Consider the following 19,646-nt stretch of genomic DNA (forward strand, 5'->3'; position numbering starts at 1 on the left):
CCTCGGATGTCGTGACCGATCAGCAACTCGCGGACCAGCCTGCGTCCAGTGTTACCCGGCAGGGCCGCGGGTACGTGGCGCCCGCTGCGCTGGCAGCCGACCTGCGCTCGGTCGATGCGCGGGATCGACCGAGCCGCAACGACTCGCTGACCGCGCAGCTGTCCACCGTGATCGGCGGCCCGGTCGGCGATCACGCGCTGATCGGGCGGGTGCGGTTCTGGACGCCGCTGCGGGTGCTGTTCGCCTTCACGGTGATCTTCCTGGCGCTGGGCTGGACGGCCAAGGCCCCCTGCATCCAGCAGACCAGCGACGGCAACGGCGGGCTCATGCTCGACTGGAACAACGGTCGCCAGTACGTGGCCATGTGCTACTCCGACACCGTGCCGCTCTACGGGGCCGAACGGCTCAACGAGGGCGCCTTCCCGTACAAGAAGTCCTGGACCGAGTCGACGCCCGACGGCGGCACCGAGACCAGATACATGGAGTACCCGGTACTTTCGGGGCTGTACCAGTACGTGGCGATGCAGATCGGCAATGTCTGGGATCACCTGCCGGTACCCGGTGCGATGTCGGTGGTGGTGTATTTCAACGTGGTCGCGCTCGGGCTCGCGGTGGGCTGGTTGATCACCGTGTGGGCGTCGTCGCGATTAGCGGGGCGGCGAGTGTGGGATGTGGCGCTGATCGCGTTGTCGCCCTTGGTGATCGTGCACATCTTCACCAATTTCGATGCTCTCGCAACGGCTTTCGCGGCGACCGGATTGCTCGCGTGGGCGCGGCGTAAGCCGGTGTTGGCCGGGGTGCTGCTGGGGCTCGGCGGGGCGGCGAAGCTGTATCCGCTGTTGCTGCTCGGGCCGATCGTGGTGCTGTGCTTGCGGATCGATCCGATGCAGCGTCAGCCTGCGGCGCGGGGTGGGCTGCGGTTGCGCGATATCGACAGCCTCGCTGCCGTCAAGGCCTGGTTGCGTGAAACACCCGCCAGGACACAGCTTTTCGCTTTGCGTCCAATCGGCGCAGCCACCCTCGCCGTGGTCGCCGCGGTGGGTACCTGGGCGGCGGTGAACCTGCCGATCGCGGCGCTCTATCCAAACGGTTGGCGAGAGTTCTTCCGGCTCAACACCACTCGACACGCCGACCCCGACTCGATCTACAACGTGATCACCTCGTTCACCGGCTGGGAAGGTTTCGACGGGGCGATCGGCCACGGCCAACCACCGACCATCCTGAACACGGTCTCGCTGGTGGCCTTCGCCGCCGCCTGCGCGGGCATCGCCTACCTCGCCCTCACCGCACCACGGCGCCCCCGCCTGACCCAACTGTGCTTCCTGGTCGTCGCGGCGTTCCTGCTGACGAACAAGGTGTGGAGCCCCCAGTATTCGCTGTGGCTGGTGCCGCTCGCGGTTCTCGCGCTCCCGCACCGACGAATCCTGTTGGCGTGGATGACAATCGACGCCTTGGTCTGGGTACCACGCATGTACTACTACCTCGGCGAGGACAACAAAGGCCTGCCCGAACAGTGGTTCACCGGCACCGTCGTCCTCCGCGACCTGGCAGTCCTCGGCCTCTGCACCCTGATCGTCTACGAAATCCTGCGCCCCCAGCACGACATAGTCCGCCGCGACTTCGTCGACGACCCAGCAGGCGGCGTCCTCGACCGAGCCCTCGACCCCCTCCTACCCTGGCTCCCCGAATTCCTCCGCCCGAAACAGGCCACGATCAGCTCACGCCCGGTATCCGTACTGAACTGACCCGGCATTACATGCGCAGGTAGCGGGCCTGGAGTTCGGGTTCGGCGGGGAGCATGTCGAGGTCGAGTTCCCAGGCGTTGCCGGTCCAGGGGTCGAAGAGGGGGGTGCCGGGCATTGTCGGGAGGTGGCGGCAGGATTGGGCAAGGAGTTCTACCGGGCCGTCGCCGGATTCGGCGCTGCCGCTGCCGACGATGACCAGGGACAGGCCGATCAGGTCGCCGCGGACCATCAGTTGGCCGAGGCGGATGACGTCGCTGGACTGGTAGCCGTGGGGGAAGTCGGCGGCGACCAGGATGCGGTGTTCGGTCGGGGGTACGGCTTGGCCGCTGTTGTAGGCGATTTCGGCGAGTTCGGCCGCGTGTGCCAGTTCGGCAAGGCGGGGGGAGATTTCGCTGTGGTCGGTGATGACCGGGCCCGCCAGTAGTGGCGCGAGGGGGGTGGCGAGGGCGCGTAGGCCTGCGGTGAGGTCGATCAGGTCGACCTTGGTCGGCTTGTCGGGGATGGCGGCGACGAGGCGGGCCAGCAGGGCGCCGACAACGCGGGAGGCCGCGGCGGAGGATTCGGTGTCGACCCACAGGGGCCGATTCAGCGGCACCGGAACGCAATACGGCACGCGCAGGCCGCCGCGGTCGAGGGCGTAGAGCTCGCCGAGGCGGATGCCGTCGCTGCGGGCGGCGCGGGTGGTCCAGGCGGGGGCCAGCCAGGAGGCCAGTGCGGCGGGCATGGCGGCGTCGGCCTCGGCGATCTCGAGGCCGAGTTGGTCGCTGTCGCGGCTGTGGTTGGCATCGGCGACGGCGACGAGGTCGTCGTGACGGCGCTGGGCGGCGGTGCGGGCCGCGTCGGCGGCGGGGGTGTTGCGGGTGGCCGGGTTCGACACCGCCTCGGACAGTTCCTGATCCAGGCGTTTGGCCGCGTAGTCACGGGCCGAGAGCAGCGCGGCGGCCGAGCGGGCGGCATCTTCGAAGATCATCCACATGCGTTGCAGGCCGTGGTCGACTTCGAGCGGAATGCCCGAGGCGGGGACGGGTCGCGCGACCGTCTCCGTCGGCGCGCTCGGCGGTGCCAACGGGGCGGGCTGCCACGCCTGCGCCGGGGCGGGCGCCGGTGTGGGCGCCGAGATGCCGTGGGTGGTCAGCAACTGTGTCGAGCCACCCGCGTAGCCCTGGCCGAGGGCGCGCAACTTCCAGCCGCCCGCGCGCCGATACACCTCCAGGCAGATCAGCGCGCTCTCACCGGCAGTCGGTGCGATGACGAATTCCGCAGTGGGACTGCCATTTTCGAACAGCGATGCCGTGACCGCGCCGAGTGTCTGACCGGCCGCGACGAACAGCAGCACGGCATGGGCATCGGCGCGCACCTGCGACAGCGTCAGATCCACCGCCGCCCCCGCGAACCGCACGCCAGGGGCCGCGGGCAGCGACGCGCACACGTGATCGTGCTCGTCGCGAACTCGCAGATCCTCGCCGACCACCAGCGCCCCGAATTCGACGGCGCTGGTGGTCTGCGCGGTGAAGCGCACGGAATCAGCGGTCAGAGCAGTGTTCTGCCCGGCCTTCAGGTGAATCACTGTCGCTAGCCCCTATTGCGCTGTGTTGTGGTGCGTGTATCAGTTGCCGCCGAGGAAGCGGCCGAGTTGCGGCACCGCTTCGCCGGGATGCTTGGCGTTGAAGCCTTCGCCGAGCGCCTGCATCTTCCAGTCGGCGCCGACGCGGTACACCTTCGCCATCGCCATCGCGGTGAACGGCATGCCGCCCGCGAGGGTGTAGCGGGCGAGTTCGCCGTTGGTGGTGCCGTCGATCAGGCGGCTGAACGCGTTCTGCACCTGTTCGAAGGAATGGCCCTTGTACGAGGTGACGATGAACAGCAGCGTGGTGATGTGGGCGGGGATCCTGGTGAGGTCGACGAGGATCATCTCGTCGTCGCCGTCGCCCTCGCCGGTGAGGTTGTCACCCTGGTGGCGCACCGAACCGTCCTTCGACGACAACTGCCCGTAGTAGGCCACGTCGACGAGGTTCTGGTCGGCGAACAGGCAGACCGAGGCGTCGAGGTCGATGTCGACGGTGCGGTTGCCGAACATGCCGCGCGTGCGCACCGGGTCCCAGCCCAGGCCCATCTTCACGAAGGTCAGCGCGGCGCCGCCCTCCTTGCGCAGGGTGACCCGCTGGCCCTTCTGCAGGCTGACCGGGCGATCCTTGCTCAGGCTGATCTCGCCGGCAGGCTGCTGGGGCGCGCCCTGCGGGGGCGGCGGCGGGTAGCCCTGTCCGGGCGGCGGCGGATAACCACCGGCCGGCTGCTGGGCCGGGCCGGGCGGCGGCGGGTAGCCCCCACCGGGAGGGGCGTAAGCGGGCGCTGCCTGCTGCGGGTAGCTCGGCGCGGGCGGCGGAGGCGGCGCGGCCTGCTGCGGCGCGGCGGCCTGCGCGGGCGAATCATCCACCTGCACACCGTGATCGGTGACCAGCGCGGCGAATCCACCGGCATAACCCTGGCCGACCGCACGCACCTTCCAGCTGCCCTGACGGCGGTACAGTTCGAGCGCGATCACGATCGACTCGGCGTTGAGGCCCTCGATCGTGTAGCTGAACAGCTGGTTGCCCGAGGCGTCGGAGACGATCGCGGTGGGCGGGGCGGAGCGGCCGAAATTGCTCGTCGCGTCGTCGAGGGTGATCACCGCGCGGATCTGATCGATGTCGGCGGGCACCGCAGGGAGCGAAACAGCAAGCGAGGCAGGCTGACCCGCGGGTCCGGGGCGCAGATCCACACCCGGCCCACTCGGCTGGTTGTAGAAGACGAAATCAGCGTCGGTACGGACCTTGCCCTGCTCGGTGACGAGCAGCGCGGACAGGTCGGCCGGAGCGGTGAGTTGGAGCGAGATCACCACGTCGCTGACGGCCAGCGGGCCGTTCTGGCCCTTGGCGAGTGTTGCAGACAAGTTAGACCCTTCGCTTGTCGTTTGGTGGACGGTTCCACGGCAGTGCTTGCCACTCTACGAGAAACCGGCGGCATGCGTCCGGGCTCTGTGGCTCGGGCGCACTTTCGCCTGATCGGTTAGGGTGACGTCGCAGTCACAACCGGCGGAGAATCCGCCTTCGCAGAGGGGCCACGCACCTGACATGGCGCAATTGTTCGAACAATCGAAGAAGGTGATCGAGGCGCAGCTCGCGGGGACCAGTATTCGCGCGATCTCGGGCTCGATGGTGGCCTACGAAGGCAATGTGCAGTTCAAATCGGCCGGGTTCGGCGGCGGCGAGGGCGTGCTCAACGGCCTCAAGCGCCGCGCCACCGGCGAGAAACTGTCACTGATGGAATGCAACGGCAACGGGCGCGTTTTCCTGGCGGTGAACGGGCAGAACGTCACCGTGGTGAACCTGAACAACGAGACGTTGCAGGTCGAGTCGCAGCAGTTGCTGGCTTTCGCGGGCAATCTGCGCACCGATGTGCGGTTCGCCGGGGTCGGCGGGATGTCGTCGGGTGCGGGACTGTTCACCACCACGGTGAGTGGGCAGGGTCAGGTGGCGTTGCTGTCGGCCGGTGGGCCGCTGATCCACCTCGAGGTATCCCCGCAGTTTCCGCTGATCGTGGATCCCGACGCGTTCGTCGCCTCGCGCGGCAATCTCAACCAGTCGTTCATCACCGATGTTTCCTGGCGGACGATGGTCGGTCAGGATGCGGGCGAGGCGTTCTCGCTGCGGTTCGACGGCCAAGGCGTCGTGCTGATCCAGCCGGCGGAACGGTAGGACGGGCGATGTTCGAGAAGGTCAACAGCAAGGTCGTCAAGGTCAACGTCGGGCAGGCGGGCGGCGTCGTCGCTCGCTCCGGCGCGATGCTCTTCTATACGGGTCAGGTGGCGTTCGCGCCGCATCAGATTCCCGGCGCCGGTCAGGGTATGGGCGGCGGCGGTCTGATGCGGATGGCCGGGCAGATGATGGCCGGTGAGCACGAGCGGACCATGCTGGCGCAGGGCAACGGTGAGGTCCACTACGGATTCGCCGGGCTCGAGGTGCACGTGGTGCAGATGCAGTCGGGCGCGGTGTTACGGGCCGAGGCGTCGCGCCTGCTCGCGCAGTCGGCCGGATTGCAGGCTTCCGTTGTCTCCGTGGCGAGTTCGGGTGGCAGCGGTGGCGGTGGCGGCGGTCTGATGGGCGCGCTGCGCGGTGCCGCCGCAGGTGTCGCGACCGGTACGGGCATGTTCACCACGCAGCTCAGCGGACAGGGTTCGGCGGTGCTGCTCGCGCACGGCGGCTTCCTGGAACTGCAAGTGGGCGGGCCGAATCCGATCGTTGTCGACCCACAGGCCTTCGTCGCCGCGTACGGCAATGTGCAGACCGAATTGAAATCGGCGATGAGCTGGCGTGACGCGGTGGGTCGCGGCGCGGGCGAGGCGATGCAATTGCATTGCCACGGACAGGGTGTGGTGTACGTGCAGGCCTCCGAAGAGAAGTTGTGAATCGATGAGCGAAATCCTCTCGCCGAACAATCTCGGTGCCAGCGACAACATTCCGGGCAACAGCTACGCCTACTGCATCGACCTGACCGGTCCGTGGTTCATGCGCAAGGGCGCGATGATCGCCTACTACGGGCAGATCGAGTTCCAGATGCTCACGCACGGGCTGCAGGGCGGTCTGATGCACATGGTGAGCAGCCAGTTCTCCGCGCCGCTGTTCGCCGGCGACTATGTGGTGGCGCAGGGTCACGGCAAGCTGATCATCGGCGACCGCGGCTACGACATCAATTCCTATGACCTCGAAGAAGGCAACCTCACCATTCGTGGTGCGAACCTGCTTGCCTTCGAACCGGGGCTGGCGTTGAAGCAGTCGATCGTGCCCGGGTTCCTCACGCTGATCGGCACCGGGAAGTTCCTGGCGTCGTCGAACGGGCCGGTGATGTTCGCCGAACCGCCGCTGCGCGTGGACCCGGAATCCCTTGTCGGCTGGGCGGATTGCCCCTCCCCCAGCCATCACTACGACCAGGGCTGGATCGGCAGTTTTCTGGCGGCGGGCGCGGCCAGGATGGGTGCCAACTCCGGCGAGGAACGGCAGTTCGACTTCACCGGTGCTGGGACCGTGCTGATCCAGTCGACCGAGAAGATCATGAGCGACAACGCGCTGGTGCGCACGATCGAGGGGCAGCTGCAGAGCGGCGTCACCGTCGGCGGGCTGCAGCGGATTCAAGGTGTGATCGCGCAGCAGTTGGCCGGTCAGCAGCAGCACTACTGATTCGGAAATACCCGGGCGCCATTGCGGTGCCCGGGTTTTCGCTGCTTTACGCCGGTACTGCTGCGAGCTGTCCCGCGAACCACTCGAGGATTTCCTCGCCTGCGAGGATTCCCGTTGCGGCGGTGATGGTCAGGTTGGGGGCGGTGAAGTTCAATTCTTCGAGTTCGCCGTGGCGGGGGCGGATCGCAGCGTCGGCCGCTTTCAGCATTTCGGCATCCAGTGCGCCGTCGCCTGCGGTGAACAGCGCTGCACCGCTGGCTAATTCGCCTGATTCCGTGAGCCTTTTGCGGACTTCGGCGACAGCGAGACTCTTGCAGACGGCATCGGGCATCGTGTAGATCTTGCGACCCTGCTGCGAGGCCGACCAGCCGTTGGCGCGGCACCAGGTGTCCCATTCGGCGAGGAAACCGGCGGGGACCTCGTCGGGGCGGACCACCAGGTAGCAGAACAGCTCGTCGGCCTCGCGATACTTGGTGACCCAGGAATCATCGATGCGCGAACGCAATTCGGCGCCGACGTCGGCGAGGGTGGCGCCCGACGCGTTGACCTGGTCGTCGATGGCGACGCGCCAGGCCGGGTCGGGGATGCCGTCGACGAGGATGTTGCCGCCGTTGCTGGTGATCGCGTAGCGCCAAGGGGCACCCGGCAGGCTGATGCGCTGGAACTGCTCGACCGTGCGGGTGGTCGTGGGAATCACCGGGGCGATCGCGGCCAGCCCGCGCAGGGCGGCGATGGCGGTGATCGTCATGTACGAGAGCGGCTCGCCCTCGTAGTACTCGACACATTCCTTCGCCACGGCTTCGGCGCCACCGAAACCGTTGCGGGAGAAGATCATCGTGCGGTCGAGATCGGTGGCGAAGAGGGACTCGGCGGTCACCGGGATAACTCCTTGATCAGGCCCATGCAGGAGTAGGCCAGGTCGGGGACCACTTCCACCGGGACATTGCGCGCCGCGGCGAGCAGGCGGATGTGGGCGTGCTCCGGTGCGTCTGCCTCGCGGACCAGCACCCGCCACGGTACCCGGCGCAACAGCACGCGGGTGGTCTCGCCGACGCCCGGCTTCACGTAATTGACTGTGCTGATGCCGTATTCGGCGCGAACCTTCTCCACGGAGGCCCAGCCGGACCAGTCCGGGGTGCGGTCGGACCGCTGGATCGCGGAGACCGCGTCAGGAACCCTTTCGCTGATGGTGCTGAAAGCCGCTGTGACGGAGTTGATCAGCTTGTTCGAGACGTCGGAATCGATCAGGTCGCGGTAGAACTTGGCACCGTGGAATTCGCCGGGACCGATGTAGGTTTCGTTGAGGACTGTTCGTGAAACCAAGCCGGACACAGTCGAATTGAGGCATGCCGAGGCGATGAGGAAATCGTCGCGGGTGCCGTAGGTACGCACGCAATTCGCGGGGTCGGCAAGTACTACGAGCTCATCGTTGAACCTGGCGCCACCTGCAGCGTGATAGGCGTCGAGGGCGGCGGTGAGTTCGTGGGTGATCGCGCCCTTGCCGGTCCAGCCGTCGACGAAGACGATCGAGGACGGGTCGTGGTGGTGGGCAAGATAATCCAGTGCCACGGCGTCGATACCACGGTCGCGCACGATCGAGACGGCGTAGTGCGGGACGGTGAGCGGTGCACGGCCGATGCCGCTGGTGAGCCAACGGCGCATGAGTACGCCGACAGGGGTTCCTGCCCTGGCCAGCGAGACCAGGACGACGTTCTCACCGCGTTCGGCGACAACGAGTTCCGCCACGGTCGCGACGGCCAGCGCCAGTCGTTCAGCACTCTCGGCCAGCACGCGATCGAAGAGCTCGCGGTATTCGGCATCCGGCTGGAACTCGACCGGCAGTGACTCGGCGTAGTGGGCAACACCGGCCTGAATCCGCTGCTCGCGTTCGGCGACGTCGGCCTCGAGATCGGCCTCCGAGAGATCCTTCAGCAGCCACGAAACATCCTCGGGCGCATAGGAACCGAACTCGGGTCCGTGCAGAGCTACAGGCTCAAAGGTGCGGCCCGCGTGCAGTGCGCGGGGGTCCGCACCGGGCAGGACCGCGATGAGAACATCGGCGCCCGATGCCGTGAGCACGTCGACCAGGCCGCCGGGGGCGACGAGTTCGGGGGTGTCGGCGGGGGGATCGATGACGACCAGCAAGACGGGGTCGGCGTCGGGCCACTGGGCGTTGTACACATAGCGCTGGGCGGTGGGGTCGAGTTCCGGGGCGGTGAAACGGAAGCCGCGACGGAGGGGGTAGCCGGGTTCGTCGAGGACGTATGCCGGTGAGCGGGTGGTGGTTTGGAAGCGGGTGGGGGTGCCCGCGTCGGCGAGATCGGCGGCCAGGCGCAGGGGGAGGTACATGAGTTCTTCGTGGCCGATGACGATGACCGGGCGGCCGGCGAACTCGGCTTCGAGTCGGGCGTTCACCTCGACGGCAATGGATTTCAGCGCGATGTCGAAAGCCGCGTTGTCCGAGCGCAGGGTTCCGTGTCGACCGCCCTCGGGAACGTCTGCGGGCCAGGTCAATTCGATGCGTCCGTACAAACCAGGTTGCGCTGCCACCGGATTCAACTGCGGATCAGGCAGAGAGGTCACCGTGTCGATCAGGCCGGAGGGCAGGTCGACACGACCGGATGCCAAGCAGACCGTGTCGATACGCGCACCGAGTTCGGCTGCGGCAGCTTCGAATTTGATCCGATCGGCGGGGGTGCGCATGTCCACCAGCGAGGCGAGCACGTAATGCGAACGCGGCGCGAAGGTGTGCAGCGCGCGCACCGCGTCGATAGCGGTGTCGCCGGTGGAGATCTCGTCGTCGACCAGCACCAGGGGCAGATCGTTGGCGAAGATCGCGGCGGGCGCGGGCTGGAGCAGATGCGAGGTGGCGTGCGAGTGGCCCTCTTCGAACCCGGTCAGTGTGGTGGCACGGGGTTCGTGTCTGCGGGTGGAGTGCAGGTAGCAGCCCGCGTCGATCCGCGCGGACACGCAGTGGCCCAAACCGGTTGCGGTCTCGGCGAATCCGAGCACAACGGCTTCTCGCTCTCCGAGCACCTCGCGCACGAGATCACCGAGGCGGTTGCCCGCGCCGATGACGATGCGCGGATCTGTAGGCAGATGCTTGCCGAGCACCGTCGAGACCAGCAGATGTGCCCGGCGCGGATTGCGGCGCAAACCCGGCACGACCAGTGCATCGATCGAGAACTCTGGCGGCAGAACATCTTCAGCGGACGCGAACGCGGCAGCCTCGGGCGTACCCTCGGCGCACGGCGCGGCAGACGCTACCTGCGCGGCATCGGCCCCGACAAGAGCAACATTGTCAGCCGACTTCGCGGCGATTCCAGCCGCAGGCAAGCCGACGCCCGATTCCACGACAGCGACCCCCGCCCGGGAAGCGTCCTCGGCCGAGCGCGCGGCGAAGGACTCACCGTGATGCAGCTCGATACCGAGATTCACCGTCGCCCACGGTGTTTCGACCGCACTCATTCGGCGATCATCGCTGTCAGCAAGTCCACGAAAGACACTCCCTTGTTCGCGACCCCGAACGCACGGGCCCGAACCAGCGTCTGGCGGGCCCAACTGCGGTGTGGGCGCATCTCGTTCATCTTGTTGCGGTATTCCGAGGCCGCCACGCCACCGACGTCGGCGGCCAGGATGTCGAGCGCGTCGGCGTATTCCTCGTGGGTCACCACCTGCAGCGCGTGCACGACGGGCACGTGCGAGGGGTGGATCACCGTCTTGCCCTGGATGCCGTTGGCGCGGTCGAGGGTGATCTCGCGCAGCAGGCCGTCGAGGTCGCGGCTCACCAGGTACTGGCGGAACTTCACCGCGTCGGATTCCTCGAACGGCGCACTGCGCAGCTGCGGGCGGAACATCCGCTCGTGGTCGGCGAAGTACTCCCAGACCGGGCCGGTGATGATGAAACCGGTGCCGTCGACGCGCCCGAGGTAATTGACGATGTCGGCGATCACGTCGGCGATCACCCGCACGTCGTAGATCGTGAGGTCGCGGTCGCGCCGGATGCCGAAGGTCGAGCACATGTCGGTGGCGCCGATTCGTACCGCCAGCAGGTGCTCGCGGTGACCGGCGAGCATGTCGGCGATGCGCGCGAGCTGCTCGTCGCGGGTCTGGCGGTGCACCAGGTTCGCCGATTCGAGCACCGGCATCGCGTAGACGGGGCGGCCGAGCGCGCGGTTGGCGTCGTCGAGCGCGGCCAGGTAGGCGGGCCCGGTGTCGGCGTCGAACTTGGGGAAGACGAAGCCGGTGAGCACGTCGGCGCCCGGGCCGAGCGCGGCGACCAGTTCGCCGACCGAGGCCGCGTCGCGGACCCGGATGAACAGCATCGGATTGGCGTCGGAGCTGCGCGCGAGCAGGTCGAGGGTGTCCACCGCGTGCTGCTTGGCGGCCTCCACCTGGTGATCGGCGACGGCGTCCTCGAGATCGATCACCATCGAGCACACCCCGCGCGCGGCACGTCTGCGGATCGTCTCGGTGAGATCGGGGCGGGTCGCCGGCACATAGAGGGTCGCGCCGAGCGCGGTCGCCAGCAGCTCCCGGTCGTCGTGGCCCTGGATCGGCTCCGGTTCGACCAGGAACAACTCCCGGCTCCGTGGTCCCTGCAACTGCCGGAAATGGCGCAGCGGTACCTGCTTACGCAAGCAAACTTCCGGCGCGATGGCGTAGCCCGCGGTCATTCCCCCCACCTCATCTGTCGACCCATGTCATTTCTACTTTTCGGCAACGTGTTTTCTGATGCGCTCGACCACTCCGGCGATGAACTCTGCGACGGTCCGTAGCTCCGTAACATACGCCCAATAGTCTGGATGACGACCCGTCAGTCCAGCAGTGATGCGGTCGAGGCGTTCTGCTTGTGCATCGAGAACCGAGCCCCACTCGGCGACCAGCCCTCGGTCGACCGCGAGCATCTGCGCATCCCGCAGCCGGAATCGTACGGTGCGGGCCTGAGCTTCGGGGTCGCTACGTACCTCTCGTAGCAATTCGAGACGCCGGGTGACGGCGTCGACCAACTGCTCGGCCTCGGCGAGGTACTCGCGTGCGGTGGCGGTCAAGTCAAGGGCGGTCTCCGGATCACGATCAGCTGCCGCGACGCGCGCGCCGACCAGCGCTTCGTCGGCGGCGTCCATGCCGCGACGGCTTTCCCGCTCATTGTTGGTCAAGTCCGCCGAACTCGCAGCACTGAACTCACGCAGCAGTGCGGAGTAGGCGGGTCCGAGTGCCCCGGCGCGATTGCGGACGGCGGCCAGCCGAGTGGTCACCGAGGCAATCGCGTTCGATGCGGCCGAGGCGCGAGAAGGGGCCTGCGCCAAGGCATTCGACAATTCCGAGGTAGCCTCCTTCACCCGCCCGGCGGCCTCGCGCGCGCCCGCGACCGCGGTACCGGGATCGACCGCGGAAGCTGTGATCAGAGCCTCATTCAGCCTCCTTACACCACCTTCCACGGAGGGGTATTTCGTGAACTCCGACGACGCGGCGGCGGCCAACGCCTGCTCGGCCTCGGCCCGCACATGCGTGAGCAGTTGCGGCACCGACGCCCGTACAGTCGCGGCTTCGGCGAGGCCGTTGCGGTGCGCGTTGTAGAAATCGTCGACCCCGCGCGCGGCGTCGTTCAGCTGACGGACCAGCACATCGGCCCTGCCCGGACCATCGGCGATCGCGGTGCCCGCGGCCTCGGCGGTGTCGAGCTCTTCGGTGAAACTCAGATACGCGCCCGCCGCCGCGTAACAACGCGCCCGCACCGGCTCCCAGACCGCACCGATCCGGCGCTCGGGATAGACCTGCTCACTTGCCGACACACCCGCCTCCGCCGCCGACTGCCTTCGATCCATGTCAAGAAAGGCGGCCGACGTCGCGGCCCGTGCCCCGCTGATCCACTCATGATCGGCCCCCGATCTGAACCATCCGCGTCTGCGAGGTGTCACCGGCACGTCCCCTTTCCGAACCGCGGCTGCGGTTCGCCACTCACTGCCGTCGATGGTAGGAGATTCGCCCCGTTAACCTGGGCTGCAGACGGTTCCTACGCAAGATCCGTGAAACCTATTACTGTCGTAGCGGTACCCGGCGATTCGGACATGCTGGGAAACGACACACCGGACTAACCGAAGGGATTCCCGCATGGGTGTCAGTCTGTCCAAGGGCGGCAACGTTTCGCTGACCAAAGAGGCCCCGAACCTGACCGCAGTGTCGGTCGGTCTCGGCTGGGACGTGCGCACCACCACCGGTGCCGACTTCGACCTCGACGCGAGCGCGATCGCGACCGGCGCCGACAAGAAGGTCGTCTCCGACAAGCACTTCGTCTTCTTCAACAACCTGAAGTCCCCCGAAGGCGCCATCGAGCACAAGGGCGACAACACCACGGGTGAAGGCGACGGCGACGACGAGGTCATCGACGTCGACCTCGCCAACACCCCGCCGACCATCGAGAGCATCTTCTTCCCGGTCTCGATCTACGACGCCGAGACCCGCTCGCAGTCGTTCGGCCAGGTGCGCAACGCCTACATCCGCGTGGTCGACAAGGCCAACGGCACCGAGCTCGCTCGCTACGACCTGTCCGAGGACGCCTCGACCGAGACCGCCATGGTCTTCGGCGAGCTCTACCGCAACGGTGCAGAATGGAAGTTCCGCGCTGTCGGTCAGGGCTACGCTTCCGGCCTGAGCGGCATCGCCCGCGACTACGGCGTCAACGTCTAGTCATCATCGCGAACAGGGGGCTCGACACATCGAGCCCCCTGTTTGTGCGAAACAGAAAGGTCCCTCCGCGTGATAACGCGCATCTTCGGCCTGTCCATCGCCATCACGGTGGTCTCGCTGGTCGTGGCCTACCTCTACGGTGGCTTGACCGCACTCGCACTGTGCGCGATCCTCGGCATTCTCGAGGTCTCGCTGTCGTTCGACAACGCCGTCATCAACGCCACCGTCCTGGAACGGATGAGCGAGTTCTGGCAGCGGATCTTCCTGACCATCGGCGTGCTGATCGCCGTGTTCGGTATGCGTCTGGTGTTCCCGCTCGCCATCGTGTGGGTCACCGCCGGACTCAACCCGATCGAGGCCTTCGATCTGGCCCTCAACCCGCCGGCGAACGACGCGCTCGAGTTCGCCGACGGCAGTCCGAGCTACGAGAAGCTGCTCACCGACGCGCACCCGCAGATCGCGGCGTTCGGTGGCATGTTCCTGGCGATGCTGTTCCTGAACTTCATCTTCGAAGACCGTGAGATCACCTGGCTCAGCTGGCTGGAGAAGCCCCTCGCCAAGGCGGGCAAGCTCGACATGCTGTCGGTGGTCGTCGCTGGTACGAGCCTCGTGCTGGTCGCGGAATTCCTCGCCGCCGACAAGGACCGTTCGACGGTGCTGGTCGCCGGTCTGCTCGGCCTGATCGTCTACATCCTGGTCGACGGCCTCGGTTCGATGTTCCACACCGAGGAGTTCGAAGAGGGACCGCAGGGCGGACCGTCCACGCTGGTCAAGGCGACCGGTAAGGCCGCGTTCTTCCTGTTCCTCTACCTGGAAGTGCTCGACGCCTCGTTCTCCTTCGACGGTGTCATCGGCGCGTTCGCCATCACCTCCGACCCGATCATCATCGCGCTGGGCCTCGGCCTGATCGGTGCGATGTTCGTCCGGTCCATCACGGTGTACCTGGTTCGCCAGGGCACGCTGTCGGACTACGTGTACCTCGAGCACGGCGCCCACTGGGCGATCGGTGCGCTGGCGGCGATCCTGCTGGTTTCGATCGGCGTGCACGTCAACGAGCTCATCACGGGCCTGATCGGCGTGGCGTTCATCGGCGCGGCGCTCATCTCGAGCGTCATCCGCAACCGCAAGGCAGAGCCCGACGCGGTGGCCGACGCCAAGGAATCCACTCCGGTCAGCTGATCCACCGCCACTATCGACACGGCAACCACGGAGTCCGGCGTGGCACAGAGATTTGTGTCACACCGGACTCCGCCCGCGTACTAGGGAGGGTTCCGTCTGCGGCTGGTTTCTGCCAGGATCACCTGAATGCCACTTCTTGTTTGGGAGCTAGCCAAAACGTGACTGCTCTGCAGCGCTACGCCCAATTTGAGTCGTCCTACCGACCACGGATCGGTACCGACGAGCTCACAATCCATGAGCAGCTGGCTGCAACCGACTTCATGCTGCGGTTCGTCACCATGTGTGCTGCTGCAGCCCTTCGTGCCGCCGATCCCAACCACGTCCGGCTAAGCCGCTCGCCAGGCTTCGGCGGCTATATTAGCTCCCTCGCCTGGGCGCAGCAGCAGCTCCGTGCGGTCAGTACATCTCACCAACCGTTGAATATCTGCGTCCTGGAGATCATCCGGGCAGCGCTTGAGGCGGTACAGGCAGGAAACGGGCAAGAGCAAGAATTCGGCACCCTAAAGAAACTTCGCGACCACATTGCGCACGGCGGGTCCATACCGGAGGACATTAACCGCAAGCAGGCCTGGAAGGCGCGCGTGCAGACGGCCGCAGATGCCCTCCATGTAGCGATCACCTCATTTCTTACCGACGCCGAGTATGTGACTGGCATAACTGACGAGGGACTCAAGCACCTAGAACTCTTGTGGCCACAAGGAAACAGGCTCGAGCTGTGGCCTTTTATATGTGCCGATTCGAGTGACAACTGGTGCGTATTCTCCAGTTGCACAGGCAATACGCCCTACTACATCCGTCGCGATAATCATGATGTTCGGGTGGCAGGGCGCAGCGACAACCTCATTGCCGCGCTAAACGAATCATTCGTGCCTCGGGCCGATGACAAGAGCTTGCCGAATTTCGTCGGCGAACTGCGCGATGACTTAGAGGGATTTCGAGACCCAGACTCCGAGCCGTACCACCACGAAGTCTCCGGTGTCGTCAACATGCTGTGGGTCCGAGCAACCAGCGACGACCCTGAGGAGCGTTCGGACCTATTTCGGTTAGGAGACGGGGACCGGCGAGAGTGGCGGGATGATCATGGAAACTGGGTAAGCTACCCCCTCTTCCTCCGCCAAATCGCCAACTGGCCCGCCGTTGCTCGTTCTACGCGGCAGCGTCTGGAGAAGATCGAGCGCAAGCTGATTGAGGACGAGCAGGAGAATCTAGACTGGTCGCCAGGTTCGGACTCAATGATCCAGCCGTTCGTGGACGTCACGAATTTACAGGGGACCCGTGAAAGCGGATCTGCACCGATACCCTTCGAAGAGTTGCGTCAACAAATTGATGACCGACTAAAGGTCCGCGGGTCGCAGACCCGCATATTCTTTATATCGGGTGAAGCTGGTATTGGCAAGACTCGCACGCTGATAACCACTGCGCTTGAGCGCTCCAAGCTAGTCGAAGTCGAAGACACCGCTAGCTCGTACACTGACCGACTGCCGCTGTTCCTCTATGTACGATCGACCGGGCAAGTACTCAGCAGCTTGTCCACAGTAGTCAACGATGCGGTTGCATATACAAGAAATCTGAACGAGAAGAGCGTTCAAACGCTATGCCGAAATGGCCTGATCGCGCTCTTTGTAGACGGCTTCGATGAGCTTCTAGGTGGTGTTGGTTACGACAATGCACTAGGATCTCTCCGACCCTGGATCGAAGCGCTCGGCGGACGAGGAGTGATCGTGGTGTCGGCCCGATCGTCCTACTACTTGAACCAATATCGCTCCAGTCTCGATCAAAACCAGAATCTCTCAGTCGAACATCGCGTCGCGGAGTTCAAACGATGGACACCTGGACAGATCAGTAAATTTATAGAATTCCATAACCTCCCTACTAGCGACCTCGATGCTCTGTCAACTGACGATCGAAAATTACTCGGCCTGCCATTCTTCGCGCGCGTCTACGTGGAGGCGGTAAAGCGCGGCAGCCTGGGAATCAGCCCCTTGCCGGATGTGATCGTAAATCAATACCTCACCCGCGAAGCGAGCAAACTAAATGAGGGCTCCGGCGATCAGAAGCCATTACTCGATACCGATGAGCTGAGATCGGTCTTCGAGAATCTGGCCCTGTTGATGGCCGAATACGGGGAGCGTGAGATTCCACTACAGGAACTGCAATACGCTACCCAGATAGCAATTAGCGACGAACTGGACACCAGACGAGGACTCGCGAATCGACTCACCGTTCTGTGCGGTATCACCGTAGCTGGTGGAAACGATACTGACCGAAGGTTCGCCTTCCAGCACGAGATATTCTTCGACATCTTCCTCGCGGACGTCACGATGAGCGCCATCAACACTGCCGAGGACGCGGTAGGGGCGCTCGGACGAATGCAATGGCGGTCTGCGACCGCAGCAAGAATCGCGCGCCTAGCACCAAATGAATCTCGCCGAGCGCTCACGAGCACACCAGTGCGTGCGGCCGCCGAGCAATCGGAACGGTCGGCGGCGATACGCTCGAACATCGGACTACTCTGGGAATCGCTGCTGCACCGGTCGGATGCTCTCGGCGATACCATGATTTCCGGCGCCACTTTCGAAGACATAGATCTTACTACGGTAGAAGTCTCGCGACTTGAGTTCACCGGGTGCATTTTTCGGACACTGACCCTTCCACCAGCTGGACATTCCTGGGACCTGCGATTCAGCAACTGCACCATCAGCACTCTTCAGACTCGACGAAGTAACCGCCCACTACAAGGGATATCGGTCTTCGAAAAGAACACCGTACTGCAGATCCTCGATCAGGATTCCCACACTGACAAACCGAGTGAAATCGCCGCCAAACTACACGAACTGGGCGCACCAATCGAGTACAAGAAGGAGGGCTCTGCCGATTCGTATCGAATTGAGGCGATGGACTTCTACCTCAGCAATCTCCGACTCAGAGCGGATACGCTCTACGTAACTGAGAAGGGGCACCGACCGACCGAGGGCCACGTAAAATGGATGGGCGAATATGGCCCTGACCTGTGGTCTGAGTTCATCAACGCACTTCTCGGCACGGGTTGCGCTGCGCTTAAGCCACTATCGGCATCGGGGCAGAAGATATTGCGGGTTAAATTCAATGTCTCGATCGACACTTTGCGCCGGAAAGATCAACAAAATTCTCGTGTCGCACAGTTCTGGAGGATCTTCTCAAGCTGAGCCAAAGCACCGTCTGGCCGTATAGCTGGAAATCCGCACCGACCTGGAGGACACCAAGAAATATGCTCTAGGGAACCCGATCCGACGCCGAATATCCAGGCGCGGCGAGTCCTTCCCGAGATCCGTGCCCTTTCTCATTTATGCGGTTTGCAGTTCACGTCCAGACACTGAGACTGGCCTGGTACTCGCGCCACGCGCTTTTGCCCGCAGGAAGAGGAAGAACAGGGTGATCAACAGAGCGGCGCGCAACCACACGCCGAATTGGACGACCCCTTCCATCAGCTCCACACCCTCGCCCTCACCCAGCGCGGCGAAGTACCGGAACACCCCCACGCCCACCGCAGCATCGGCCACCAGATAGGCCGCGACCAGCGACCACGGGACCTCGAGCAGCACCAGGAACGGAATTATCCACAGGGTGTACTGGGGTGAATGCACCTTGTGGAACAGCATGAACGCGGCCAGCATCGCCGCACTCACCCCCACCCACGGGTACGCCGAATTGGGCGTCCAGCGCCGCCAGCCCAACCACATCGCCAGCGCGAAACCGCCGAAGATCAGGGCGGGCGAGGCGATTGCGACCATGTCGTGCCAGGTCTGCGTCGTTTCGGCGTCGCGACCGAAGATCAGCTGGTGACCCCAGTACCAGATCGAATTCGTGGTGATATCGGCCTGGCGCAACTGCTGGAACGTGATCGAGGCGCGCCAGCCCTCCGGTCCGGCCAGCATGAACGGCAGGTTCACCGCCGCGACCGTGCCCATCGCGGCGAGCAGAGTCTGCGCGGCGCCCGCCACGTCGAGCTCGCTGATCCGGCGTGGACCGCGCGGGGCGCCCTCGGTGAGCACGTAGATCGCGAGCGGGAGCACGAAGATTCCGGGATACAGCTTGAGGCAGAAACCCAGTGCGAGCAGCACCGCGGCGATGATTCCTCGGGTGCGCACAGACAGGCCGGTCAGCATGGTCATCACGTAGACCGCCGCCACCGCCGTGCACACCACCGGCAGTTCCCAATTGTGGAAGGCGTAGAAAACCAGCGGCGGACCGAGCGCCCACAGCAGCGCGGGCGGGCCAGCGATTCTGGCCAGCATCCAGGCGGTGAGCAGCGCGAACGGCGCGAGCAGCAGCGCCGACTGCCACAGGAAATCGGCGTCGTTGTCGACCCCGATCGCACCCACCCACATCAGCACCCCGCTGAGCACCGGGTATTCCACCGCACCGCCGGTCAGCGCGCCGTCCTCGGTGATGGCGCCGTCGACATACGGAAAGACGTGGTTGTCGATATCGCGTCCGAGCCAAAGGAATTGGATATCGGAGTAGCAGACTTCGGAGTCCTTGCGCTCCTCGAAAACCAGGCTGCGACCGGACTCGTCGATCTCGCCACCGGCACAGCGTGCCTTGTTGGCATAGGCGAAGGCGAGGGTGAGCCCACACAGCAGCGTCACCAGCACGCTCAAGGCCGCGGCCCGCGTCGCGCTGCGTCGTGCTGCGCGCTGCCGCGGGTCGACGGTGGTCATGTCCAACACATTAAGGGGACCGGCCCCGATCGCACGGCAGGCATCGATTTCGCTGGTCACTACCCGCTCATGTAGCCTTGGCGGGTTGCTGACGCAACGAACCCTCCTGCCATGGAGAG

Annotated in this window: 14 protein-coding genes; 7 read left to right on the forward strand and 7 right to left on the reverse strand. The window is 65.1% G+C overall.

The features are described 5' to 3' along the window. Positions 1 to 11: 11 nt before the first annotated feature. Positions 12 to 1,745 carry a glycosyltransferase family 87 protein gene (locus tag ACFW6D_RS16390; RefSeq protein WP_379328915.1) on the forward strand — a complete coding sequence of 578 codons (1,734 nt, stop codon included), beginning with the start codon at positions 12 to 14 and terminating at the stop codon, positions 1,743 to 1,745. Between the two features lie 7 nt (positions 1,746 to 1,752). Here the strand turns inward: ACFW6D_RS16390 and ACFW6D_RS16395 are convergent, their stop codons facing one another. After that, a complete protein-coding gene (locus ACFW6D_RS16395) occupies positions 1,753 to 3,312 on the reverse strand; it encodes a TerD family protein (RefSeq protein ID WP_379328916.1) in 1,560 nt (519 codons plus the stop codon). 39 nt (positions 3,313 to 3,351) lie between these two features. Then, positions 3,352 to 4,674 carry a TerD family protein gene (locus ACFW6D_RS16400; protein WP_379328918.1) on the reverse strand — a complete coding sequence of 441 codons (1,323 nt, stop codon included), beginning with the start codon at positions 4,672 to 4,674 and terminating at the stop codon, positions 3,352 to 3,354. Positions 4,675 to 4,855: 181 nt separating this feature from the next. Between ACFW6D_RS16400 and ACFW6D_RS16405 the strand changes: the two genes are divergently transcribed. From ACFW6D_RS16405 to ACFW6D_RS16415, 3 genes are read left to right on the forward strand one after another with little or no spacing between them, the layout of a single operon-like run. After that, on the forward strand, positions 4,856 to 5,479 hold the full coding sequence (locus tag ACFW6D_RS16405) for an AIM24 family protein (protein ID WP_266294590.1): 624 nt from the start codon (positions 4,856 to 4,858) through the stop codon (positions 5,477 to 5,479). 8 nt (positions 5,480 to 5,487) lie between these two features. Beyond that, on the forward strand, positions 5,488 to 6,189 hold the full coding sequence (locus ACFW6D_RS16410; RefSeq protein ID WP_379328920.1) for an AIM24 family protein: 702 nt from the start codon (positions 5,488 to 5,490) through the stop codon (positions 6,187 to 6,189). A gap of 4 nt (positions 6,190 to 6,193) precedes the next feature. Continuing rightward, entirely contained in the window at positions 6,194 to 6,958 is a 765-nt protein-coding gene (locus tag ACFW6D_RS16415; protein ID WP_379328922.1) for an AIM24 family protein, read from the forward strand. A 46-nt stretch (positions 6,959 to 7,004) separates the two neighbouring features. On the opposite strand, the gene ACFW6D_RS16420 is transcribed toward ACFW6D_RS16415, so the two are convergent. From ACFW6D_RS16420 to ACFW6D_RS16435, 4 genes are read right to left on the reverse strand one after another with little or no spacing between them, the layout of a single operon-like run. Further along, positions 7,005 to 7,793, reverse strand: coding sequence for an HAD family hydrolase (locus ACFW6D_RS16420; protein WP_379329024.1), 789 nt, complete (start codon positions 7,791 to 7,793; stop codon positions 7,005 to 7,007). A 38-nt stretch (positions 7,794 to 7,831) separates the two neighbouring features. Further along, complete coding sequence (locus ACFW6D_RS16425; protein ID WP_379328924.1) at positions 7,832 to 10,426, reverse strand: phosphoribosyltransferase; 2,595 nt, start codon at positions 10,424 to 10,426, stop codon at positions 7,832 to 7,834. Next, the gene (locus ACFW6D_RS16430) at positions 10,423 to 11,634 is read right to left on the reverse strand and encodes an HpcH/HpaI aldolase/citrate lyase family protein (protein WP_379328926.1); all 1,212 of its coding nucleotides are present in this window, start codon (positions 11,632 to 11,634) and stop codon (positions 10,423 to 10,425) included. The genes ACFW6D_RS16425 and ACFW6D_RS16430 overlap by 4 nt, the downstream gene beginning before the upstream one ends. 33 nt (positions 11,635 to 11,667) lie before the next feature. Continuing rightward, on the reverse strand, positions 11,668 to 12,753 hold the full coding sequence (locus tag ACFW6D_RS16435) for a hypothetical protein (RefSeq protein WP_379328928.1): 1,086 nt from the start codon (positions 12,751 to 12,753) through the stop codon (positions 11,668 to 11,670). Positions 12,754 to 13,072: 319 nt separating this feature from the next. Here ACFW6D_RS16435 and ACFW6D_RS16440 point away from each other — a divergent pair, with 319 nt between their 5' ends. The 3 genes from ACFW6D_RS16440 (at position 13,073) to ACFW6D_RS16450 (ending at position 18,012) form a co-directional block, all read left to right on the forward strand. Continuing rightward, complete coding sequence (locus ACFW6D_RS16440) at positions 13,073 to 13,648, forward strand: TerD family protein (protein WP_379328929.1); 576 nt, start codon at positions 13,073 to 13,075, stop codon at positions 13,646 to 13,648. 69 nt (positions 13,649 to 13,717) lie between these two features. Next, entirely contained in the window at positions 13,718 to 14,827 is a 1,110-nt protein-coding gene (locus tag ACFW6D_RS16445) for a DUF475 domain-containing protein (protein ID WP_379328931.1), read from the forward strand. 158 nt (positions 14,828 to 14,985) lie between these two features. Next, a complete protein-coding gene (locus ACFW6D_RS16450) occupies positions 14,986 to 18,012 on the forward strand; it encodes a hypothetical protein (protein ID WP_379328933.1) in 3,027 nt (1,008 codons plus the stop codon). Between the two features lie 138 nt (positions 18,013 to 18,150). Here the strand turns inward: ACFW6D_RS16450 and ACFW6D_RS16455 are convergent, their stop codons facing one another. Continuing rightward, entirely contained in the window at positions 18,151 to 19,527 is a 1,377-nt protein-coding gene (locus tag ACFW6D_RS16455) for a glycosyltransferase family 87 protein (RefSeq protein WP_379328935.1), read from the reverse strand. Positions 19,528 to 19,646: the final 119 nt, after the last annotated feature.

Origin of the sequence: Nocardia sp. NPDC058705 (assembly GCF_042749305.1) — a bacterium.
Taxonomy (GTDB): domain Bacteria; phylum Actinomycetota; class Actinomycetes; order Mycobacteriales; family Mycobacteriaceae; genus Nocardia.